Origin of the sequence: Pseudoduganella aquatica (assembly GCF_020865585.1) — a bacterium.
Taxonomy (GTDB): Bacteria; Pseudomonadota; Gammaproteobacteria; order Burkholderiales; family Burkholderiaceae_D; genus Rugamonas; species Rugamonas aquatica_A.
In genome coordinates, this window is the sequence record NZ_CP086370.1 from 435,605 (window position 1) to 453,782 (window position 18,178).

Sequence of the window (18,178 nt, forward strand, 5' to 3'; positions counted from 1 at the left end):
TTGGCATAGAATGGTTTTTTTAACCTGATTGCCCCTACCGCCATGTCCAAGAAAATTGCCGCTCTCGCTATCGTGTCCTCGCTGGGTCTGCTGGGCAACGCCCCTGCCTATGCGCAATCGGGTGCCCCGGCCGCCGCACCGGCCGCCGCCAGCTGCCCGGCCATCCTGAAGCAGTCGTTCAACCGCCTGCAGGACGAAGCGCCGCAGGACTTGTGCCAGTACGCGGGCAAGGTGATCCTGGTGGTGAACACCGCCAGCTACTGCGGCTACACCAAGCAGTACGAAGGGCTGGAGGCGCTGTACGGCAAGTACAGCGGCAAGGGCCTGGTGGTGCTGGGCTTCCCGTCGAACGACTTCGGCAAGCAGGAGCCGGGCTCGGCCAAGGAAATCGCCGACCTGTGCTACAACACCTACGGCGTGAAATTCCCGATGTTCGCCAAGACCGTGGTGTCCGGCACGGCGGCCAATCCTTTCTACGCCAGCCTGATCAAGGCCACCGGCAAGACCCCGGCCTGGAACTTCCATAAATACCTGATCGACCGCAACGGCAAGGTGGTGGAGAGCTTCCCGAGCAAGGTCACGCCGGAAGACAAGCAGCTGGTTGGCGCGGTGGAAAAAGCGCTGGGCGGCTAAGCGCCCCGCGCCATGGCCACCAAGCTTGCCATCCAGCCGGGGCAGTCCCGCGTGGCTGACCTGATCGGCGCCGCGCGCCTGGCCACCGGTGCGGTGGGCGGCGTGGCCGATCTGGCGCAGGCTGTCCACATGGCCATATTGGGCCACGTTCCTGCGCCTGTGGGACGGCCGCTGGCGCTGGCCACCTCGCTGGTCTACCGCAGCGTGCGCGGCGTGGCGGGACTGGCGGGCGGCGGGCTGGAGCACAGCCTGGCGCGCCTGCAGCCCTTGCTGGGCGAGCGCAGCGGCTGGGCGGGCCGCGAGGCCGTCCTCGCCGCGCTGAACGGCGTGCTGGGCGACCGGCTCGCGCAGGACAACAATCCCCTGGCCATACCGATGCAGTTCCGGCGCAACGGCCAGCCGCTGGCGTTTACGCCGCCATCAGCGGCCCCGGGTGGCCGCGTCCTCGTGCTGGCGCACGGCCTCTGCATGAACGACCTGCAATGGCAGCGCAACGGCCACGACCACGGCGCCATGCTGGAACGCGAACGCGGCTACACGCCGGTCTACCTGCACTACAACACGGGCCGCCACATCTCAGAAAACGGCGACGACTTCGCCCACAAGCTGGAAGCGCTGCTCGCCGGCTGGCCGGTGCCGGTGGAAGAGCTGGTCATCGTCGGCCACAGCATGGGCGGCCTGCTCGCACGCAGCGCCTGCCATTACGGCGCGCAGGCCGGGCACCGCTGGCTGGCGCATCTGAGCAAACTGGTGTTCCTCGGTTCGCCGCATCAAGGCGCGCCGCTGGAGCGCGGCGGCAACTGGGTCCACCTGCTGACCGATTTCACGCCCTACACGGCGCCCTTCACCCGCCTGGCCAAGTTGCGCAGCGCCGGCATCACCGATTTGCGGCACGGCAGCCTGCTGGACAGCGACTGGGTGGGCCGCGATCGTTTCGCCCACGGCGCCGCGCTGCCCGCGCCGGTGCCGCTGCCGGAAGGCGTCGCCTGCTACGCGGTGGCCGGCACCATAGGCAAGGACGCAAGCCAGCTCAGCGGCCGGATGGCGGGCGACGGCCTGGTGCCTCTGGCCAGCGCGCTCGGCCAGCACCCGGACCCGCTGCGCAGCCTCGCCATCCCCGTCGCGCACCAGGCCACCGTCTACGGCGTCAACCACATGGTGCTGCTGGACTCGCCGCAAGTGGCCCAGCACCTGCTTGCCTGGCTGTAAGCGGCGGCGCGGGAAGCAGCTGAGTCAGGCAGCCGCGAGGGCAGCGCGCTCCAGCTCGAATCCCTCGTCCAGCCAGCCGGTAATGCCGCCCGCCATCAGCTTGACGGGCAGGCCCAGCTTCGCCAGGCGGACGGCGGCGCGGGCGGCGCCGTTGCAGTGCGGCCCGGCGCAATAGACCACGAACAGCGTCCCCTGCGGATATGCCGCCATCTTCGAGCCGATAATTTTCCGGTGCGCCAGATCCACCGCGCCCGGCACATGGCCGGCCGCGTATTTCTCCGTGCCGCGCACGTCCAGCAGCACAAAATCCTGCTGGCCGCTGCTGAGGGCGTCATGCACGTCCCAGCAGTCGGTCTCAAACGTGAATTCGGCCTCGAAATGCGCCAGCGCGAGCGGGCTGGGGGCGGCGGCGGTTGCGGTGACGTGCGACATGGTCAACTCCTGTTGTTGGTTGCGGTATGGCCATTATCAAAGTCCCCGCCCTCAGGCGGCAGTGGCGCATATGCCAATATGCGGTAAGATTACGCCATGAAAAAGCACCTAGTCGTCGCCCTGGCCTACGACCGGCTCTGCACCTTCGAGTTCGGCTGCGTGGTGGAACTGTTCGCGCTGGAACGCCCCGAGCTGGGCGTGGACTGGTACGACTTCCAGGTCTGCGCCGTCGAGCCCGGTCCCATCCGCGCGGCGGGCGGCATCACCGTGCAAGCGCCATACCGGCCCGAGCTGCTGGCGCTGGCCGACACCATCGTCATCCCCGGCTGGCGCGACGCCGACGAAGCCCCGCCGCCGGCCCTGCTGGAGGCCCTCCGCGCCGCCCACGCGCGCGGCGCGCGCCTGTGCTCGATCTGCTCCGGCGTCTTCGTGCTGGCCGCCGCCGGCGTGCTGGACGGCTTGCGCGCCACCACCCACTGGCGCTACACCGAACGCCTGGCGCGCCGCCACCCGCGCGTGATGGTGCAGGCGGACGACCTGTATGTGGACCAGGGCCAGGTCATCACCTCGGCCGGCTCGGCGGCCGGCATCGACATGCTGCTGCACCTGGTGCGGCGCGACTACGGCGCGCGCGTCGGCAACCTGGTGGCGCAGCGCCTGGTGGTGGCGCCGCACCGCGAAGGCGGCCAGGCCCAGTTCCTGCCGCGCCCCATGGCGCACGACGAACAGGGCCGGCTGGCGCGCCTGCTGGACTGGCTGCGCGCCAATCCGGCGCTGCCGCACACCGTCAAATCCATGGCCGAGCGCGCCGCCATGAGCGCGCGCACCTTGCAGCGGCAGTTCCAGGACGCAACCGGCATGGGACCGGTGGAATGGCTCACGCGCGAGCGCATCGCCATCGCCAAGGACCTGCTGGAATCGCCGGACATTCCGCTCGCGCAAGTGGCCGAGCGCGCCGGCTTCGGTTCGGAAGAGTCACTGCGCCACCACTTCCGCCGCCTCGCCGCCACCAGCCCCGGCGCCTACCGCCGCCAGTTCGCCGCGCAGTGCTAGTATTGAAGCATGGGGTGTCCAAGGAGGCGAAATGAATACGCTGACGATACGAAATCTTGATGATGAATTACGAGCAAGGTTGCGAAGCAATGCGGCCAGGAATAAGCGGTCTGTCGAGAATGAGGCCTTGCAAATTCTCAAGCAAGCGCTAGGTGCAGAGCAGATCTCCGAGGGTTTAGGCAGCAAAATCAGCAGGCGTTTTGCACAGCTTGATTTACCTGAACTTGCTCTTCCCGTTCGCCAGGATAAGCCACGCGCAGCCAATCTTTCGGAATGATAATTCTTGATACTAATATTTTGTCGGAGTTGATGCGGTCTGCGCCGGATCCATCTGTGCTGGCATGGATAGACAGTTTGCCAGCGCGTGAAATTTTTCTTATCGCTATTACAGTCGCCGAGTGCCTGTATGGTGTGGAACGGCTTCCGGCTGGAAAGCGCAAGGCATCATTGGCCCGAGCGCTCTCCAGTATGCTGGTGGAAGATCTTGATGGCCGTGTCCTTGCGTTTGATGGCGCGGCAGCCGTGCGATACGCTGCACTGGTCGCTGCGGGCGAACGCTCCGGCCATCCTGTCAGCATGGCAGACGGCCAGATAGCAGCGATATGCCAAGTCCATTCAGCTATTTTGGCTACGCGCAATGTCAAGGATTTCGGGCGTTTGGGAATTGCGTTGCACAATCCTTTCCCCAAGTAATCCAGATGTTATCGTGCGCCGCTTGTTCTGGGCGCATGGATGGCCTAATCTGGGAGACTCACAAATGCGAAGGAGACAGCCATGCCTTATGTCGACGGATTTGTTTTGCCGGTTCCCATCAAGAACCTTGATGCGTACAAAAGAATGGCCACTGCCGGCGCCGCCATCTGGCGCGAGTTCGGTGCGCTGGAATACCGCGAGTGCGTGGCCGACGATGTGAAGCCCGGCAAGCACACTTCCTTCCCGCAAGCCGTCCTGCTGGAGGAGGGCGAAACGGTGGTGTTCTCGTGGATAATCTACGAGTCGCGCGCCAAGCGCGATGAGATCAACGAGAAAGTGATGAAGGATCCGCGCCTGGCCGAATGGGTGAAGCCCGAGAATATGCCCTTCGACGGCAAGCGCATGTTCTTTGGCGGCTTCGAGATGATTATCGACCAGTAGGCTGCGCCGCAAGCTGCGCGCGCATGGCGCCGCGCAGCGCGTTGCAGACCACGATGTCCTCCGCGTGCTCCAGCATGGCGCGCGTGATCACGCGCTCGCTGGCGTTCCAGGCCGGATCGTCCAGCATGGCGGCGCGCATCACGCCGGGCAGCAGGCCACCGGCCAGCGGCGGCGTGTACCAGCGGCCTTCCAGTTTCACGAACACGCTGCTGCGTCCACCTTCGGCCAGTTCGCCGCGCTCGTTGAAGAACAGCGTGTCGAACGCGCCTTGCGCTTCGGCCGCTTTCCACGCCGCGTCGTAGCCTGCGCGCAGGCTGGTCTTGTGGCGCAGGAACAGATCGCCGCTGCTGACCGTGTCTTCCGCCAGCAGCACCCGCACCGGTTCGGCCAGCGGCGCCAGCGCGCCCTGCTGCACAGCAAAGGCGCCGGCCTGGTTCAGCGCCAGGCGCAAGCGCGTTGGCGTGGCGGGCGCCATGGTGTTGCAGGCCATGGCGATGTAGGCGCGCGCCGCCTTGTCGTCGTAGGCAAAGCCGAAATAGCGCGCCGACGCGGACAGGCGCTGCAAATGCCGCTCCAGGTTGCGCGGGCCTTGCTCGCGCGTGGCGTACATGGTTTCGAACAGGTCGAAGTCGTTGGACAGGCCGGTGAGGAAGCGCGCCTTGAGCTGGCATTCGGCGAATTCGTCATTGGCTTCGCTGTCGTAGACGATGCCCGCGCCCACGCCCATTTCGCCGCGCCGCGTGCCGTTCCGCGGCGCTTGCAGCGCCAGCGTGCGGATGGGCACCGACATGCAGAAATCGCCCACGCCGTGGTCCGAAGGCTGGAACCAGCCGATGGCGCCGGTGTACAGGCCGCGCGGCGCAGGTTCAAGCTCGCTGATGATTTCCATGGTGCGCCGCTTGGGCGCGCCGGTGATGGAGCCGCAGGGATAGAGCGCGTCGAAGATGCCGGCCATGTCCACGTCCCCGCGCAGCTTGGCGCGCACGGTGGACGTCATTTGCAGCACGCTGCTGTAGCGCCGCACCTCGAACAGCGCAGGCACTTCCACCGTGCCGGTCTGCGCGATGCGGCCGATGTCGTTGCGCAGCAAGTCCACGATCATCAGGTTTTCTGCGCGGTTCTTGGTGTCGGCCGCCAGCGCGGCGGCGCGCTTCGCGTTCTCCGCTTCGTCGCCGCCCGCCGCTGCAGGCGCCGTGCCCTTCATGGGCCGCGCGGTCAGCTCGCCGTTCTCGTGGCGCGCGAACAGTTCCGGCGACAGCGACAGCACCGCCGTGCCGTCGTCCAGCGCCACCAGCGCGCCGTAAGGTACCGGCTGGCGTGCGCGCAGGCGCTCGTACAGGGCGAAGATGGAACCGAATGCTTCGAAGCGCAAACGGTAGGTGTAGTTCACCTGGTAGGTGTCGCCCGCCGCGATGTAGTCGCGGATGCGGCCGATGGCGCTGGTGAACTGCGCCTGGTCGACATTGGCGCGCACGTCCGCAATGCCGGCCGGCGCCGGGTCGGCGGCGGAGCACGCGGCCAGCCACGTGGCCACTTCCGCCTGCGACAGCAGGTCGCAGCGGTTGAAGATCAGTATCTGCGCCAGCGGCGCGCCCGCTGGCACCACGGGCGCGGGCATGCCCGCGATATGCGCGCCCAGTTCATAGGCGCACAGCGTGACCGCGTGCTGGCCGCTGGCCAGCGCCGTTTCCATCTGTTCGAGGATGCGGCGCCAGCCCGCCAGGTCGGTGCAGCGCAGCGTGGCCGCGTGGCCGGTGTACAGGCGCGAGCGCGCCGTGGCCATGCCGTCCGGGCTGGCGTCGTCCAGCAATGCGAAGCACTGCACACTCGGTTCTGTGTTCATGGCCTGGTTCAGTTCAACAGCAGGGCGATCTGGATCGCCGCGTCCTGCGCGGGGTTCAGCTTGAAGCCGCTCTTGGCGTAGCGGTGCCAGCGGCCCGCCACATAGCTTACCAGCATGGCGGCGCGCGGCGCCACGTCCGCCTCGTGGCCGTGGCCGGTGCTGGCGGCCTGGCGCAAGGCCTGCTTGAGCGCCAGCTCCACGCGGTCGTAGAACTGGTTCATGCGCTGTTGCAGGCGCTCGTCCTCGTTCACCAGCGCGTCGCCGATCAGCACCCGCGTCATGCCCGGATTGCTGCTGGCGAACTGCAGCAGCATGCCGACGATGCCGCGCGTCTGGGCCAGGCCGTCTTCCTCGCGCTCGGCGATCTGGTTGATCAGGCCGAACACGGTGGTCTCGATGAACTCGATCAGGCCCTCGAACATCTGCGCCTTGCTGGCGAAATGGCGGTACAGGGCCGCTTCGGAAAACTCCAGCTTGCGGGCCAGCGCGGCGGTGGTGATCTTGTCGCCTTTGGGCTGTTCCAGCATCTCGGCCAGAGCTTCCAGAATTTGTTGCCTGCGTTGGCCTGGCGGTGTGCTTGCCATGGGATCTCGACGTGTGGATGAAAAAGAAACTCAGCGCAGCCGGGACAGGCGCGCTGGCAGATGCCGGACAGATTTTACTTTGACATCGACCCAAGCGGGGCGAATTAGTCTTTTCGGCACATGGGCCGCGCCGATGGGATCGGCCACTTTCAGGTACTGCGTCACCCAGGCTGTGCGCATGCCCAGGCCGTGCGCGGTGCGCAGATTGGCCAGCGTGTCCTCCACCAGGATGCAGCGCCCGGGCGTCACGCCCTGCTTGCGCATCAGCTTGCGCAGCATGAGCTTGGAGGGCTTGGGCCGCAGCTGGCGGTGGATGCGCATCGACTCGATGGCGATGTGGTGCGAGAAGTGGCGGTGCAAGCCCATATGCCGCAACACCATGGTGGAGTAGCGGTGCGGCGCGTTGGTGAGCAGGACCTTGCGGCCGGGCAGGGCGCGCAGCAGGCGGCCCAGGCCTTTTTCGGCCCGTATCATCCGCGCCAGGTTGGGCATGCTGTGTGTCTCGTGCAGGAAATGCTCGGAGCGCACGCCGTGGTGCTTCACCAGCCCCAGCAGCGTGGCGCCGTAGCGCTGCCAGTACAGCCTGCGCGCCGCGTTCACTTCGTCCGCCCCGGCGGGCGCGCCTTCCTGGCCCAGCACGCGCGCAATATAGGCGTTCATATTCGCGGTAATGGCCGGGAATATGGCATGCGAGGCGTTGTGCAGCGTATTGTCCAGATCAAACAGCCAGACAGGCGCGCGGGCGGAGGGTTTATTATTCACGGCAGCTTCAGTCAAAAGGAAAACATGCGACGCCAAATTATAGTGATGTTTTGCAGTCTGTTCTTGCTGCTGTCCGGCGCGGCCCAGGGCGGGACCGCCGTCGACCGCGGCGCGCTGTTCAAGCTGGAGCAGGGCGGGCATACCGCTTATCTGTTTGGCACCATCCATGTCGGTGCGGCCGATTTCTATCCGCTGGAGCCGCGCGTGATGCAGGCCTTGCAGCGCGCCACGGTGCTGGCGCTGGAAGTGGACCCGCTGGGCGACCAGGCGAAAATTGTGCAGGCGGTGCGCCAGCACGGCCTGTACGCGCGCGGAGGCGGCCCCGCCTCGGCCGAGCTGCCGGCGGAATACCGGCCGCGCCTGGCGCGCCTGCTGCGCCGCTACGCCATCGACGACGGCGCCGTGGCGGCCATGAAGCCGTGGATGCTGGCCAGCCTGCTCACCGTCAGCGAATTCGCCGCCCAGGGCTACCAGGCCAGCCTGGCGGTGGACTCCTGGCTGTCGCAGCAGGCGCGCAAGCGCAAGCTGCCGGTGCTGGAGCTGGAATCGGTGGGAGGCCAGATGGCGCTGTTCAGCGGCATGAGCGCGGCCGAGCAGGCGCTGTTCCTGCAAGAGGGCATCGCCGCCATCGAGGACCAGGAGCAGGCCGCGCAGGCGCGCGAAATCACCGACGCGTGGCGCAAGGCGGATGCGGCTGCGCTGGAAGCGCTGGCGCGCAAGGCGGCCGATGACGGCACCTTCTCGGGCCGCTTCGTGCAGCAGGTGCTGCTGGACGGGCGCAATCCCGCACTGGCGGACAATATCGTGAAACTGCTGGCGCGCGAAAAAAACAGCCTGGTGGCGATCGGCGTGCTGCATCTGGTGGGGACGAATAGCGTACCGGAATTGCTGAAGCAGCGCGGCGTTGCGGTGGAGCGTATTTACTAGGGAAGGGTGCTGCTGGAGGGTACTGCAGGAAGGATGGTGCCCTTGACGTGGATTGAACACGTGGCCTCTCCCTTACCAAGGGAGTGCTCTACCACTGAGCTACAAGGGCATACACATCGGCGATGCAAGTGGTCTTTAGCACCGCCAAACATTTAGTGAGACCGGATCATAGTGCCAAAAGCCTGTTCCGTCAAGACTTCCAGCAACAAAGAATGCTCAATTCGGCCGTCGATGATGTGAACGGTGTTGACGCCGGATTTCGCCGCGTCCAGCGCTGACGAAATTTTAGGCAGCATGCCGCCCGAAATGGTGCCGTCGGCGAACATCTCGTCGATCTCGCGCGCCGACAGGTCGGTAACCAGGTTGCCGGTCTTGTCCTGCACGCCGGCGATATTGGTCATCATGATCAGCTTTTCGGCTTTCAGGATTTCCGCGATCTTGCCCGCCACCACGTCCGCGTTGATGTTGTAGGCCTGGCCGTCCTGGCCGAAACCGATAGGCGAAATAATCGGAATGAAGGCGTCGTCCTGCAGCGCTTTCACCACGGCCGGGTTGATCGCGTCGATCTCGCCGACGAAGCCGATGTCCAGGAACTGGCCCGGGTTCTCGCGGTCCGGCATCGCCATTTTGCGCGCGCGGATCAAGCCGCCGTCCTTGCCGGTCAGGCCCACGGCCTGGCCGCCGTAGTGGTTAATCAGCATCACGATATCCTGCTGCACTTCGCCGCCCAGCACCCACTCCACCACTTCCATGGTCTCTTCGTCGGTGATGCGCATGCCCTGCACGAACGTGCCCTGCTTGCCAATTTTCTTCAGCGCGTTGTCGATCTGCGGACCGCCGCCGTGCACCACCACCGGATTCATGCCCACCAGTTTCAGCAAAATCACATCACGCGCGAAGCCATGTTTCAGGCGCTCGTCGGTCATGGCGTTGCCGCCGTATTTGATGACGATGGTCTTGCCATGGAAATTGCGGATGTAGGGCAGCGCCTCGGCCAGAATCTGCGCCTTGATCGCGGGGGACACCGAGGTCAGGTCATCAGAAGGTACGGCCAGGGTCAAATTGGTGAGTTGGGTCATGGCGAATCCGGTAAAAAGGTGAGCGATGTTAAGTCAAAGGCTGGCTTCCAGCACGCATTATAGGGCTTTTTGCGGTTGTAATTTCCGGGATGTTCCGCTAGGCTCGCCGGATATGCCTACCTCGCCATCCCTCCACAGCCAGCTTGAGGCCATGCGGCCGCAGCTTGTCCGATTCGCATCATTGCAATTGCGGAATGACGCCCTGGCGCAGGACGCGGTGCAGGACACCCTGATCGCCGTGCTGGAACAGCCCGAGCGTTTCCAGGGCCAGTCCTCGCTGCGCACCTATGTGACCGGGATTCTGAAGTACAAAATCATCGACAATCTGCGCGCCGCCACCCGCGAGCGCCAGATCGACACCGTTGGCGACCAGTCCGAGGACGACGCCATCGACGCGCTGTTCGCGGCCGACGGCCACACCGTGGACATGCCGCGCCAGTGGGGCGACCCGGACCGCACGCTGGAGCAGAAGGATTTCTTCAAGGTGCTGGAGCTGTGCCTGGAAAAACTGCCCGCCAAGAATGCGCGCGTGTTCATGATGCGCGAATGGCTGGAGCTGGAGACGGAAGAAATTTGTAAGGAATTGGCGATTACTTCGGCTAATGCCTGGGTGCTGCTGTACCGCGCGCGTTTGCGCCTGCGCGAATGCCTGGACCTGAACTGGTTCGGCGCACGCGGATAAAGGCAGAGGAAGAAGATTATGAGCGGCTTGAAACCAACCTGCAAAGAAGTGCACCGCCTTGTTTCAGAAGGCATGGACCGCGAGTTGTCGCTGGCCGAGCGCACCCGCATGCGTTTGCACCTGATGGTGTGCGGCGCCTGCACGCGCTTCAATAACCAGATGGACACCTTGCGCAAAGCCATGCGCGTCTTCCCGGGCGACGAGCCATGAGCGTGTGCAAGCGCTGCGGCGCGGAGTTCAGCTGCGCCATGATCCCAGGCGAAGGCGACGGCGGCCCGTGCTGGTGCACCGCCATGCCCCCCGCCGTCCCCGTGCCCGGCCCCGCCACCGACCTCACCTGCTGGTGCCCGGCCTGCCTCAAGCAGCACATCGCCGAGCGCGAGCGCCCTGCATCGGCGCCCTGAAAAAAACCTAACCCGCCACGGTGCGGAAGAAGCGCATCATCTCCCTGCTCGCATCCGGCCCCTTGCCGTCGGTATAACTGCCCGCCGCGCTGCCGCCCGACCACGCGTGTCCCGCGCCATGCACCACCCAATGCTCGCCCAGCGGCGTGCCGTCCTCGTGGCGGTGCGTGGTGACGGTGTAGCGGTGCCCATTCGGCACGCTGCCCGCATCGGCTTCCGCCCTGGCCTGCGTGGCGCCGTGCGCGCGCAGCTTCTGCTCGATCACCTGCTCCCCGTTGCGCGGATGCACCGTGTGGTCCTGGTCGCCGTGGAACACGATAATCGGCGGGCTCGCGCCCTCCGCGTGCGGGGCCTTCGCCACATTGCCGGATGCGCCGCGTTTCATGGCGCTCAGCGCCGACGGCAGATCCTGTGCCGACGCATACGGCAAGCCCGAATGCACGCCCACCGCCGCGAACAGATCCGGATACAGCGTGCCGACAATCACGGCCATGGCGCCGCCCGCCGACAGCCCGGCGACATACACCTGGCGTTCATCAACCGGATGCTCCGCGATCACCTGCTGCGCAATGCCCGCGATAATGGACGGCTCGCCCTGGCCGCGCTGCTGGTCGAGCGCATTGAACCAGTTCCAGCACTTGTGGTTGTTGGCCTGCTGCGATTGCGCCGGATAGACCACGAAGCATTGCTTCTCCTCGGCCACCGCGTTCATTTGCGTGCCCGCTGCGAAATCGTCCGGGTCCTGCGTGCAGCCGTGCAGCATTACCAGCAGCGGCATGGCCTGGCCGTGGTAGCTGCTCGGAATGTACAGCTTGTAGCTGCGCGTGCCGGCGTGGTTGGTGTAGCTGCCGCTGACAAACTGCGCGCCCTCCGGCACCGGCGCCTGCTTGCTTTTGCCCGGCATGCCGGGCACGCCGCCAAGGTCGGGCATGTCGAACTGCGGCATCTCGAATTTGCCGAGATCCAGCCCCGCCGGCAGCTTGCCGGCCTGGATGCCCAGCTGACCCAGCAGGTCCTCCACGAAAGCTTGCGCGCTGGGCGGCGCCTGCGGCGTATCCGGCGCGGCGGAGGCATCCGGTGCGTCTGGTGCTTTTTGTGCATGTTGTGCACGTGCCGCGCCCGGCGCTTCCCTGAAAGCTTCCGCCTCCGGCTGCGGCGCCGTGGCGGTGCGCGGCGCGGCGCCGGGTGGCGGATTGATGTCCCGCATCGGCGGCGCTTCCGGCGGCATGCCGGGAGCGGCGTGCGGCTGCGGCCGGCCTCCCAGATGCAGGCCGGCCAGCGCCTGCTGGATCGCCGCGGTGGCCGCAGCCGGTCCCTTGCCCAACAAATTTTGCGTCGCCGCTCGCATCTGGCTGAATAGCTTGTGATTCAATTTCATGTCCTGCCCCTCAAGCGCCGACTGCACGCTAATGTATGCGCCCTGCAAGCGCGGTTTTCAATACGGCGCTGGCGTGCAAAGCACCCAGCACGAAGATGGATTCTATGGTCGCCAGCGCCAGTTCCACCGACACGTCATTGGCGATGCTCGCCAGTCCCAGCACATGGATACGCAAGCGTTCGCCGGCCGCCTGCAACTGCTCCAAGTCTTGCCGGGTGTAATGCTGCATCCCCAGCACCAGGCTTTTGCGCGCCACGGTCTGTTTCACCACGTCGGCATGCTGCGCCAGCTGGTTGCGGATTGCGGTGCGGATCAGATCGGTGCGGTTGGCGTAAAAGCCCTCCTGCACCAGCAAATCGATCTGCCCGAGGTCGATAGGCCCCAGGTTGATCGTGATCTTTTCCGACTCGCTCGTTTTCAGTCTCAGTTCTTGTTGTGTAGTCATTGTCTCCATCCATACACCATCTGTATGGATGGTAGTATAGGGACGAATTCGGCAAGGACAAGCGCTTTCTTTGTGCTTGGAGTATGGTGGAGGCCTGTTCTCATAGGTAAAACCATGGCAAAAATAATCGGACTCGACCACGTGCAAGTGGCCATCCCCGTTGGCGCGGAAGACACGGCGCGCGCGTTTTACGGCAAGGTGCTGGGCATGCAGGAACTGCAAAAACCGGCCAAGCTGGCGGTGCGAGGCGGCTGCTGGTTTGCGTCGGGCAACCAGCAAATCCATATCGGCGGCGAAAGTAATTTCTTGCCAGCCAAGAAAGCCCACCCGGCGCTGCTGGTCGACGACCTGGCTGGCTACCTCGCCGAACTGAAGCAGCGCGGCCTGGACGGCGGCTTCGACGAGCCGGTGCCGGGCGCCCTGCGCGCCACCATCTTTGACCCTTTCGGCAACCGGATTGAACTGGTCGAACGCCTGGCGCGGTAAAATGCGCGCATTCTTCCTGTAAAACAGCGCAATGAGCATTGAAAATCCCACCGGCACGCCCGAACTGGCCTCCCCGGTGCCATCCCCCTGCGTCAGCCTTTGCAAAATGAACCGTGAGACCGGTTATTGCGAGGGCTGCATGCGCACGATAGCTGAAATCGTGCAATGGTCGCGCGCCGACGACGATTTCAAGCGCACCGTGTGGGCCGAAATCCGCCGCCGCGAGCAGCTGATCGATTTTGAATAGACGTAACAATGAACGCTTTACCAGACAACATCCACGTCTTTGAACGTGGCTGGCTCTCGTCCAACAATGTGCTGATGCTGGGCCGCCACGAGGTCACGCTGGTCGATAGCGGCTATATGATCCACGCGCCGCAAACGCTGGACCTGGTGCGCCACGCGCTCAAGGGCCGCCGCCTGGACCGCATCGTCAATACGCATATGCATTCCGACCATTGCGGCGGCAACGCCATCCTGCAGGCGCACTACGGCAGCGAAACGCTGGTGCCGGTGTCCGAGCTGGAACACGTGCGCCACTGGGACGAGGACAAGCTCAGCTTCAAGGCCACCGGCCAGCAATGCCAGCGCTTCAGCGCCGACGGCCCGCTCTCGCCGGGCGACAAGCTGACCATGGCCGACCTGGAATGGCAGGTGCTGGGCGCGCCCGGCCACGACGTGCATTCGCTGATGCTGTTCTGCGCCCAGGAAGGCATGTTGATTTCGGCCGATGCGCTGTGGCAGAACGGCTTCGGCGTGATCTTCCCCGAGCTGGACGGCGAGTCCGGCTTTATCGAGGAGCGCGCCACGCTGGATCTGATCGCCACGCTGGACGCGCGCGTGGTCATCCCCGGCCACGGCGCCGTGTTCACCGACGTGGCGGCGGCGCTGAAACGCGCCCGCACCCGGCTCGATTTCCTGTCCGGCAACCCGGTGCGCAACGCCGAGTACGCCGTCAAAGTGCTGCTCAAGTTCCTGTTGCTGGAGCGCCAGCGCATGAAGCTGGACGAGGTGCCGGCCATGTTCGCCGCGCTGCCCATCGTGGCGGCCGCGTCCCAGCGCTATCTGGGCAAGACCCCGGAAGAAACCGCCGAGTGGACCATCAAGCAGCTGGTGCGCGCCTGCAGCGCCCGCATTGAGAGTGGGTACTTACTCAACGACGGCTAAGCGTAGGGTAAGCGACAGCGGGACACAGTTTAGAGCACGATCGTACTATTTTCGACTTATAATGGTTTGATCATTTAACTCGGAGTCCGCCATGGCCCTGCCCACCGTGCTGCAAAACCTGTCCCTTCCCGTCATCGCCTCGCCGATGTTCATCGCCAGCGGCCCCAAGCTGGTGGCGGCGCAGTGCAAGGCCGGCATCGTCGGCTCCTTCCCGGCGCTGAACGCGCGCCCGGCCGAGCTGCTGGACACCTGGCTGACCGAGCTGCAAGCCGAACTGGCCGCCTTCCAGGCCGCCAACCCCGGCAAGCGCGTCGGTCCCATCGCCGTGAACCAGATCGTGCACCAGTCGAATGACCGCCTGGCGCATGACGTGGAAGTCTGCGTGAAGCACCAGGTGCCCATCATCATTTCCTCGCTGCGCGCGCCGCCGAAAGAGATGATGGACGCCATCCACAGCTACGGCGGCATCGTGCTGCACGACGTGGTGAACATCCGCCACGCCGAAAAGGCGCTGGAAGCGGGCGTGGACGGCCTGATCCTGGTGGCCAGCGGCGCCGGCGGCCATGCGGGCACCCTGTCGCCGTTTGCGCTGGTGGGGGAAGTGCGCAAGTTCTTCAAAGGGCCGATCGCCCTGTCCGGCTCCATCGCCACCGGCGACGCCATCCTGGCGGCGCAGGCCATGGGCGCGGACTTCGCCTATATCGGCTCGCGCTGGCTGGCCACCGAGGAATCCAATGTGACGGACGAATACCGCAACGCCATCGTGGAATCGGCGGCGGCGGACATCGTCTACACCAATCTGTTCACCGGCGTGCACGGCAACTACCTGAAGAAATCCATCCTCAACGCGGGCCTGGACCCGGACGCGCTGCCGGAATCGGACAAGAGCAAGATGAGCTTCGGCTCCGGCACCGCCAAAGCCTGGCGAGACATCTGGGGCGCGGGCCAGGGCGTGGGCATGATGGACGACGTGCCTACCGTGGCCGAGATGGTGGAGCGCCTGAAGGCCGAATACGCTGCTGCGCGGGCGCGCCTGAGCCTGTAGTAGTGTTTTCGCCGCAGTCGCGGCATACTACCTAGCACCCTTATTCCGAGAGTGCACATGACTGCGTGGAGCCTCCGTTTCCTGGCCTGTGGGCTGGCGCTGGCAATGTGCGCAGCGCCGGCACGCGCGCAGGAACAGCTGACGTTTGCGGCAGTCACCGACCTGGATACGCGTATCGGCGCAGAGGTGTTGCGCGTGGCATACGCGAAACTGGGTATCGCCATCAACGGCAAGGAGTTGCCGGCCGCACGCGCGCTGGCGCTGTCCAACGACGGCGTGCTGGACGGCGAAATCAACCGCATCGAAGGGATGGAGAAGCTCTATCCCAACCTGATACGCGTGCCCGTCGCCATCGGCCAGATGGAAGGCGTGGTGTTCACCAAAGGACTGAACTTTCCCGTCACCGGCTGGGATAGCCTGCGTCCGTACCGGATAGGCACCAGGATAGGACTGAAATTCGCGGAGCAGGGCACGGCCGGCATGAGCGTCGAAAGCGTATCGACCGTGGAACAATCGTTCGCCAAGCTGGCCGCCGGCCGCGTGGACGTGGTGGTTGAAGCCCGGCTCTCAGGCCTGTGGCAGCTGCAACTGGCAGGCCTGCGCGGCATCGCGCCGCTGGAGCCGCCCCTGGTCAAGTTTCGCCTGTTCCACTACCTGCATAAAAAACACGCAGACCTTGTGCCGCGCATCACCGCCGTGCTGGAAAAAATGCAGGCGGACGGCCAGCTGCAGGCGCTGCGCAAAGAAGCGATTGCCCGTTATTTGGGTAGCGCAGCCCCTGTCATTCCTTGACGGCATTCAAGCGTAACATCAGCGTCATCGGATGTTGCGGCGACTCCTGGAAGCCATAGTGTTCGTAGAACTTCTTGGCGGTGTCGTTAAGCGCATGTACCAGCAGGGCTCGGACGCCGGCATGCCGGGAAACCGTCACCGCCCTGTTGACAGCGTCCTGCAGTAGGGCGGCACCAATCTTCATGCCTTGGGCACGGCGATCAACCGCTAGCCGCGCCAGGACCAATACTGGGACGGGGTCCGGCATGTTCCGGCGGACCGAGCCGGTTGCCATTTGGTGAGCGACTGCGCCCGCGGCCATGGCATAGTAGCCATAGACATGGCCATCCTGATCCGCTACGACAAATGTGCGGCTGGCATTGCTCACTTGGTTGGCCATTGCGCGTCGCTTGAGCCACCCGTCTAGTGCTGCTTCGCCGCACTCGAATCCATCCAAAAGGTGGGTGGCCGCGAGCGGCACGGGCGGGGTGAGCCGCAAACTCATTTCTTGGCAGTAATCCAAGGAGCGGCAACGGCCATTAGTCGTTCAAGTCCGGGATTGTGGCTAGGCGGTGCATCGAGGAGGGCATTGAAGTGCTTGAATTTGTCTGTATCCATGCTGAAAAAAACCTGATCGAGTACGACCTCCTGGGCTTTTTCACAGGCGGCTTCAAGCATAAAATCCGAACGGTTCTTGCCCAACAGGTTTGCGGCGCGATCAATCAAGTCCCGCTGCTCGGGCAAAGCCCGCAAATTGATGGCGGCGTCACGCATGGAACCCTCCTAATGCAGACAACAGTAGATATAGCCAGCGTAGGTGAGCGTATAGCTGTTGTCAACACACTGTTGCACCCCTAGTCAGGGAAGCTGGGCAAGTTTGATCAGTTCGGGTTCGGAGCCTTTGACGAAAATCTTGGGTTGTTCCAGCACGGCGCGCAGCGCGGTGTCGCCGGTGCGCCACAGCTGGCCGAATTCCTCTGAGGTGTAGAAGGACGGGCGCACTTCGCGGCCCAGTTCGCCCGTCAGCTCGCCCAGCGCCAGGCGCAGCTCTGGCTGCGGCGCTTTGGGCGCGATTACCATCAAGTCGATGCCGCTGCTGGCGTGCACCGTACCGGCCACGGCGTCGCCATGGATGAAGGCCGCGTCCAGCTGGGGCAGCTGGGCCTGCAGGGCGGCCCGTATCAGGTCGCCGGCGCCAAAGGTTTTGACGACGATGCTGTGCAGTTCCTCGAAGATGCCGGCGTCGCGGTCGACCTGGTAGTGCTTCTGGTTGCCGGCGCGCCAGCTGTGCACCAGGCCCGATTCTTCCAGGCTGGCCAGCTCGCGCTGCACCGCGCCCGAGCCGCAGGCGGCCAGGGCGATGATTTCATTGGCGTAGAAAGAGCGGCTGGGCTGGCCATACAGTACGGCCAGCACACGCTGCTGCGTCTTGGTGAATAATACGTCGGCGAAGATACCCATGGGGTATATTAGTTCGCCAGAGCAATAAACGCTAGGAGTTCAGGTCTTCGGTCCGGATGGCCCACAGGCCCGGCAGATTGCGCCAGTAGCCGTAGGCGTCCATGCCGTAGCCGACCACGAAGCGGTTCGGGATGGTGATGCCGATAATGTCCGCCGTCACCGGCTTGGCCTTGCCGATGGCCTTGTCGCAGAACACCGCGAGGATCACCTCAGCCGCGCCCATGTCCAGCAGGCGCTGCTTCACGTGGGCCAGGGTTTCGCCTTCGTCCAGGATGTCGTCCAGCACGATCACGGTGCGGCCCACCACGTTGGAGCGCGGTATCACCTTCCACACCACGGCGCCTCCCTTGTCCTCGTCGCCGTAGCGGCTCACGTGGATGTAGTCGAACTCGAGCGGGAAGGTCAGTTGCGGCAGCAGGTTGCCGGTGAACACCACCGCGCCGCCCATCACGCCCAGCACCAGCGGAAATTCCTGGTTTTCCGGGTGGTCGAAGCGGGCGTTCAGCTCGCCTGCCATGCGGGCCACGGCGGTCTGGACGGCTTCCTGGTCGAAAATTTCTTCTGCGTTTTTCAGCAGGTCGCGGGCGCGGTTATGATGAAAGTCTTGCATGATCTTCGTCTTCTTCTGACCTTGGTAGGAATGGTCTTTATTATCCGCCATATCCCGCCTGCCCGCTCCAGCG

General features: G+C 64.7%; 26 protein-coding genes and 1 tRNA gene. 15 read left to right on the forward strand and 12 right to left on the reverse strand.

The genetic code is table 11. The features are described from left to right. Nucleotides 1-42: 42 nt before the first annotated feature. Both KT882_RS01880 and KT882_RS01885 read left to right on the forward strand, forming a co-directional pair. Nucleotides 43-633: a glutathione peroxidase gene (locus KT882_RS01880; protein ID WP_161070213.1), complete on the forward strand. Its 591-nt coding sequence runs from the start codon at nucleotides 43-45 to the stop codon at nucleotides 631-633. A 12-nt stretch (nucleotides 634-645) separates the two neighbouring features. Continuing rightward, entirely contained in the window at nucleotides 646-1,842 is a 1,197-nt protein-coding gene (locus KT882_RS01885) for an esterase/lipase family protein (RefSeq protein WP_161070212.1), read from the forward strand. A 24-nt stretch (nucleotides 1,843-1,866) separates the two neighbouring features. Here KT882_RS01885 and KT882_RS01890 read toward each other — a convergent pair whose 3' ends face one another. Beyond that, a complete protein-coding gene (locus tag KT882_RS01890) occupies nucleotides 1,867-2,274 on the reverse strand; it encodes a rhodanese-like domain-containing protein (protein ID WP_161070211.1) in 408 nt (135 codons plus the stop codon). 96 nt (nucleotides 2,275-2,370) lie between these two features. Here KT882_RS01890 and ftrA point away from each other — a divergent pair, with 96 nt between their 5' ends. From ftrA to KT882_RS01910, 4 genes are all read left to right on the forward strand, one after another. Continuing rightward, nucleotides 2,371-3,327 (forward strand): transcriptional regulator FtrA, encoded by a 957-nt coding sequence (gene ftrA, locus KT882_RS01895; RefSeq protein ID WP_228894206.1) that lies wholly within the window; start codon nucleotides 2,371-2,373, stop codon nucleotides 3,325-3,327. Nucleotides 3,328-3,358: 31 nt separating this feature from the next. Further along, on the forward strand, nucleotides 3,359-3,604 hold the full coding sequence (locus KT882_RS01900) for a FitA-like ribbon-helix-helix domain-containing protein (RefSeq protein ID WP_161070209.1): 246 nt from the start codon (nucleotides 3,359-3,361) through the stop codon (nucleotides 3,602-3,604). Then, nucleotides 3,601-4,020, forward strand: a complete 420-nt coding sequence (locus tag KT882_RS01905; RefSeq protein WP_161070208.1) for a type II toxin-antitoxin system VapC family toxin — start codon at nucleotides 3,601-3,603, stop codon at nucleotides 4,018-4,020. Before KT882_RS01900 ends, KT882_RS01905 begins: the two co-directional genes overlap by 4 nt. A gap of 81 nt (nucleotides 4,021-4,101) precedes the next feature. After that, the gene (locus tag KT882_RS01910; protein WP_228894207.1) at nucleotides 4,102-4,461 is read left to right on the forward strand and encodes a DUF1428 domain-containing protein; all 360 of its coding nucleotides are present in this window, start codon (nucleotides 4,102-4,104) and stop codon (nucleotides 4,459-4,461) included. Here KT882_RS01910 and pabB read toward each other — a convergent pair. Genes pabB through KT882_RS01925 form a run of 3 tightly spaced genes read right to left on the reverse strand, consistent with a single transcriptional unit; the run spans nucleotide 4,448 to nucleotide 7,650 of the window. After that, on the reverse strand, nucleotides 4,448-6,304 hold the full coding sequence (pabB, locus tag KT882_RS01915) for an aminodeoxychorismate synthase component I (RefSeq protein ID WP_161070206.1): 1,857 nt from the start codon (nucleotides 6,302-6,304) through the stop codon (nucleotides 4,448-4,450). The two genes, KT882_RS01910 and pabB, sit on opposite strands and share 14 nt — an antisense overlap. Before the next feature lie 8 nt (nucleotides 6,305-6,312). Continuing rightward, nucleotides 6,313-6,888 (reverse strand): nucleoid occlusion factor SlmA, encoded by a 576-nt coding sequence (gene slmA / locus KT882_RS01920; protein ID WP_161070205.1) that lies wholly within the window; start codon nucleotides 6,886-6,888, stop codon nucleotides 6,313-6,315. A gap of 30 nt (nucleotides 6,889-6,918) precedes the next feature. Next, on the reverse strand, nucleotides 6,919-7,650 hold the full coding sequence (locus KT882_RS01925; protein WP_228894208.1) for an HAD-IA family hydrolase: 732 nt from the start codon (nucleotides 7,648-7,650) through the stop codon (nucleotides 6,919-6,921). Between the two features lie 24 nt (nucleotides 7,651-7,674). Between KT882_RS01925 and KT882_RS01930 the strand changes: the two genes are divergently transcribed. Next, nucleotides 7,675-8,577, forward strand: a complete 903-nt coding sequence (locus KT882_RS01930; protein WP_228894209.1) for a TraB/GumN family protein — start codon at nucleotides 7,675-7,677, stop codon at nucleotides 8,575-8,577. Between the two features lie 34 nt (nucleotides 8,578-8,611). Here KT882_RS01930 and KT882_RS01935 read toward each other — a convergent pair. Both KT882_RS01935 and argB read right to left on the reverse strand, forming a co-directional pair. Then, a tRNA-Thr gene (locus KT882_RS01935) sits at nucleotides 8,612-8,686 on the reverse strand. 43 nt (nucleotides 8,687-8,729) lie between these two features. After that, nucleotides 8,730-9,656: an acetylglutamate kinase gene (argB, locus tag KT882_RS01940; RefSeq protein WP_228894210.1), complete on the reverse strand. Its 927-nt coding sequence runs from the start codon at nucleotides 9,654-9,656 to the stop codon at nucleotides 8,730-8,732. A 112-nt stretch (nucleotides 9,657-9,768) separates the two neighbouring features. Here argB and KT882_RS01945 point away from each other — a divergent pair, with 112 nt between their 5' ends. The 3 genes from KT882_RS01945 to KT882_RS01955 are packed head-to-tail and all read left to right on the forward strand — an operon-like array spanning nucleotide 9,769 to nucleotide 10,742. Beyond that, on the forward strand, nucleotides 9,769-10,338 hold the full coding sequence (locus KT882_RS01945; RefSeq protein WP_161070202.1) for a sigma-70 family RNA polymerase sigma factor: 570 nt from the start codon (nucleotides 9,769-9,771) through the stop codon (nucleotides 10,336-10,338). Between the two features lie 18 nt (nucleotides 10,339-10,356). After that, nucleotides 10,357-10,548 carry a zf-HC2 domain-containing protein gene (locus tag KT882_RS01950; protein WP_161070201.1) on the forward strand — a complete coding sequence of 64 codons (192 nt, stop codon included), beginning with the start codon at nucleotides 10,357-10,359 and terminating at the stop codon, nucleotides 10,546-10,548. After that, nucleotides 10,545-10,742, forward strand: a complete 198-nt coding sequence (locus KT882_RS01955) for a cysteine-rich CWC family protein (protein ID WP_161070200.1) — start codon at nucleotides 10,545-10,547, stop codon at nucleotides 10,740-10,742. Before KT882_RS01950 ends, KT882_RS01955 begins: the two co-directional genes overlap by 4 nt. 7 nt (nucleotides 10,743-10,749) lie before the next feature. On the opposite strand, the gene KT882_RS01960 is transcribed toward KT882_RS01955, so the two are convergent. Together KT882_RS01960 and KT882_RS01965 are read right to left on the reverse strand one after the other, a co-directional pair. After that, a complete protein-coding gene (locus KT882_RS01960; protein ID WP_228894211.1) occupies nucleotides 10,750-12,120 on the reverse strand; it encodes an extracellular catalytic domain type 1 short-chain-length polyhydroxyalkanoate depolymerase in 1,371 nt (456 codons plus the stop codon). Nucleotides 12,121-12,148: 28 nt separating this feature from the next. Then, nucleotides 12,149-12,565 (reverse strand): CopG family transcriptional regulator, encoded by a 417-nt coding sequence (locus tag KT882_RS01965; protein WP_161070199.1) that lies wholly within the window; start codon nucleotides 12,563-12,565, stop codon nucleotides 12,149-12,151. Nucleotides 12,566-12,679: 114 nt separating this feature from the next. Here KT882_RS01965 and KT882_RS01970 point away from each other — a divergent pair, with 114 nt between their 5' ends. The 5 genes from KT882_RS01970 (at nucleotide 12,680) to KT882_RS01990 (ending at nucleotide 16,055) form a co-directional block, all read left to right on the forward strand. Beyond that, a complete protein-coding gene (locus KT882_RS01970) occupies nucleotides 12,680-13,051 on the forward strand; it encodes a VOC family protein (RefSeq protein ID WP_228894212.1) in 372 nt (123 codons plus the stop codon). Between the two features lie 31 nt (nucleotides 13,052-13,082). Beyond that, entirely contained in the window at nucleotides 13,083-13,298 is a 216-nt protein-coding gene (locus KT882_RS01975) for a DUF1289 domain-containing protein (RefSeq protein WP_228894213.1), read from the forward strand. 8 nt (nucleotides 13,299-13,306) lie between these two features. Next, nucleotides 13,307-14,218: an MBL fold metallo-hydrolase gene (locus KT882_RS01980; protein ID WP_228894214.1), complete on the forward strand. Its 912-nt coding sequence runs from the start codon at nucleotides 13,307-13,309 to the stop codon at nucleotides 14,216-14,218. A gap of 91 nt (nucleotides 14,219-14,309) precedes the next feature. Further along, nucleotides 14,310-15,263, forward strand: coding sequence for an NAD(P)H-dependent flavin oxidoreductase (locus KT882_RS01985; RefSeq protein WP_228894215.1), 954 nt, complete (start codon nucleotides 14,310-14,312; stop codon nucleotides 15,261-15,263). Between the two features lie 57 nt (nucleotides 15,264-15,320). Then, nucleotides 15,321-16,055 carry a substrate-binding periplasmic protein gene (locus tag KT882_RS01990; RefSeq protein ID WP_228894216.1) on the forward strand — a complete coding sequence of 245 codons (735 nt, stop codon included), beginning with the start codon at nucleotides 15,321-15,323 and terminating at the stop codon, nucleotides 16,053-16,055. Here the strand turns inward: KT882_RS01990 and KT882_RS01995 are convergent. The 4 genes from KT882_RS01995 to KT882_RS02010 all read right to left on the reverse strand — a co-directional run bounded on the left by KT882_RS01995 (nucleotide 16,045) and on the right by KT882_RS02010 (nucleotide 18,105). Continuing rightward, nucleotides 16,045-16,539 (reverse strand): GNAT family N-acetyltransferase, encoded by a 495-nt coding sequence (locus tag KT882_RS01995; RefSeq protein WP_161070193.1) that lies wholly within the window; start codon nucleotides 16,537-16,539, stop codon nucleotides 16,045-16,047. The genes KT882_RS01990 and KT882_RS01995 overlap by 11 nt on opposite strands. Further along, on the reverse strand, nucleotides 16,536-16,808 hold the full coding sequence (locus KT882_RS02000; protein WP_228894217.1) for a type II toxin-antitoxin system TacA family antitoxin: 273 nt from the start codon (nucleotides 16,806-16,808) through the stop codon (nucleotides 16,536-16,538). Before KT882_RS02000 ends, KT882_RS01995 begins: the two co-directional genes overlap by 4 nt. An 84-nt stretch (nucleotides 16,809-16,892) precedes the next feature. Continuing rightward, nucleotides 16,893-17,495, reverse strand: coding sequence for a transcriptional regulator (locus KT882_RS02005; protein WP_228894218.1), 603 nt, complete (start codon nucleotides 17,493-17,495; stop codon nucleotides 16,893-16,895). Between the two features lie 31 nt (nucleotides 17,496-17,526). After that, nucleotides 17,527-18,105, reverse strand: a complete 579-nt coding sequence (locus KT882_RS02010) for a hypoxanthine-guanine phosphoribosyltransferase (RefSeq protein WP_161070190.1) — start codon at nucleotides 18,103-18,105, stop codon at nucleotides 17,527-17,529. Between the last annotated feature and the right edge of the window lie 73 nt (nucleotides 18,106-18,178).

Bases quoted from the DNA above. Each gene is read 5' to 3' on its own strand.
- KT882_RS01885 (WP_161070212.1), top strand. From the start codon at position 646: ATGGCCACCAAGCTTGCCATCCAGCCGGGGCAGTCCCGCGTGGCTGAC.
- KT882_RS01970 (WP_228894212.1), top strand. From the start codon at position 12,680: ATGGCAAAAATAATCGGACTCGACCACGTGCAAGTGGCCATCCCCGTT.
- KT882_RS01950 (WP_161070201.1), top strand. From the start codon at position 10,357: ATGAGCGGCTTGAAACCAACCTGCAAAGAAGTGCACCGCCTTGTTTCA.
- KT882_RS01900 (WP_161070209.1), top strand. From the start codon at position 3,359: ATGAATACGCTGACGATACGAAATCTTGATGATGAATTACGAGCAAGG.
- KT882_RS01905 (WP_161070208.1), top strand. From the start codon at position 3,601: ATGATAATTCTTGATACTAATATTTTGTCGGAGTTGATGCGGTCTGCG.
- KT882_RS02000 (WP_228894217.1), bottom strand. From the start codon at position 16,808: ATGCGTGACGCCGCCATCAATTTGCGGGCTTTGCCCGAGCAGCGGGAC.
- KT882_RS02010 (WP_161070190.1), bottom strand. From the start codon at position 18,105: ATGCAAGACTTTCATCATAACCGCGCCCGCGACCTGCTGAAAAACGCA.
- pabB (WP_161070206.1), bottom strand. From the start codon at position 6,304: ATGAACACAGAACCGAGTGTGCAGTGCTTCGCATTGCTGGACGACGCC.
- KT882_RS01960 (WP_228894211.1), bottom strand. From the start codon at position 12,120: ATGAAATTGAATCACAAGCTATTCAGCCAGATGCGAGCGGCGACGCAA.
- argB (WP_228894210.1), bottom strand. From the start codon at position 9,656: ATGACCCAACTCACCAATTTGACCCTGGCCGTACCTTCTGATGACCTG.
- KT882_RS01910 (WP_228894207.1), top strand. From the start codon at position 4,102: ATGCCTTATGTCGACGGATTTGTTTTGCCGGTTCCCATCAAGAACCTT.
- KT882_RS01880 (WP_161070213.1), top strand. From the start codon at position 43: ATGTCCAAGAAAATTGCCGCTCTCGCTATCGTGTCCTCGCTGGGTCTG.
- KT882_RS01975 (WP_228894213.1), top strand. From the start codon at position 13,083: ATGAGCATTGAAAATCCCACCGGCACGCCCGAACTGGCCTCCCCGGTG.
- KT882_RS01985 (WP_228894215.1), top strand. From the start codon at position 14,310: ATGGCCCTGCCCACCGTGCTGCAAAACCTGTCCCTTCCCGTCATCGCC.
- KT882_RS01945 (WP_161070202.1), top strand. From the start codon at position 9,769: ATGCCTACCTCGCCATCCCTCCACAGCCAGCTTGAGGCCATGCGGCCG.
- KT882_RS01955 (WP_161070200.1), top strand. From the start codon at position 10,545: ATGAGCGTGTGCAAGCGCTGCGGCGCGGAGTTCAGCTGCGCCATGATC.
- KT882_RS01980 (WP_228894214.1), top strand. From the start codon at position 13,307: ATGAACGCTTTACCAGACAACATCCACGTCTTTGAACGTGGCTGGCTC.
- KT882_RS01965 (WP_161070199.1), bottom strand. From the start codon at position 12,565: ATGACTACACAACAAGAACTGAGACTGAAAACGAGCGAGTCGGAAAAG.
- KT882_RS01930 (WP_228894209.1), top strand. From the start codon at position 7,675: ATGCGACGCCAAATTATAGTGATGTTTTGCAGTCTGTTCTTGCTGCTG.
- slmA (WP_161070205.1), bottom strand. From the start codon at position 6,888: ATGGCAAGCACACCGCCAGGCCAACGCAGGCAACAAATTCTGGAAGCT.
- KT882_RS01890 (WP_161070211.1), bottom strand. From the start codon at position 2,274: ATGTCGCACGTCACCGCAACCGCCGCCGCCCCCAGCCCGCTCGCGCTG.
- KT882_RS02005 (WP_228894218.1), bottom strand. From the start codon at position 17,495: ATGGGTATCTTCGCCGACGTATTATTCACCAAGACGCAGCAGCGTGTG.
- ftrA (WP_228894206.1), top strand. From the start codon at position 2,371: ATGAAAAAGCACCTAGTCGTCGCCCTGGCCTACGACCGGCTCTGCACC.
- KT882_RS01995 (WP_161070193.1), bottom strand. From the start codon at position 16,539: ATGAGTTTGCGGCTCACCCCGCCCGTGCCGCTCGCGGCCACCCACCTT.
- KT882_RS01990 (WP_228894216.1), top strand. From the start codon at position 15,321: ATGACTGCGTGGAGCCTCCGTTTCCTGGCCTGTGGGCTGGCGCTGGCA.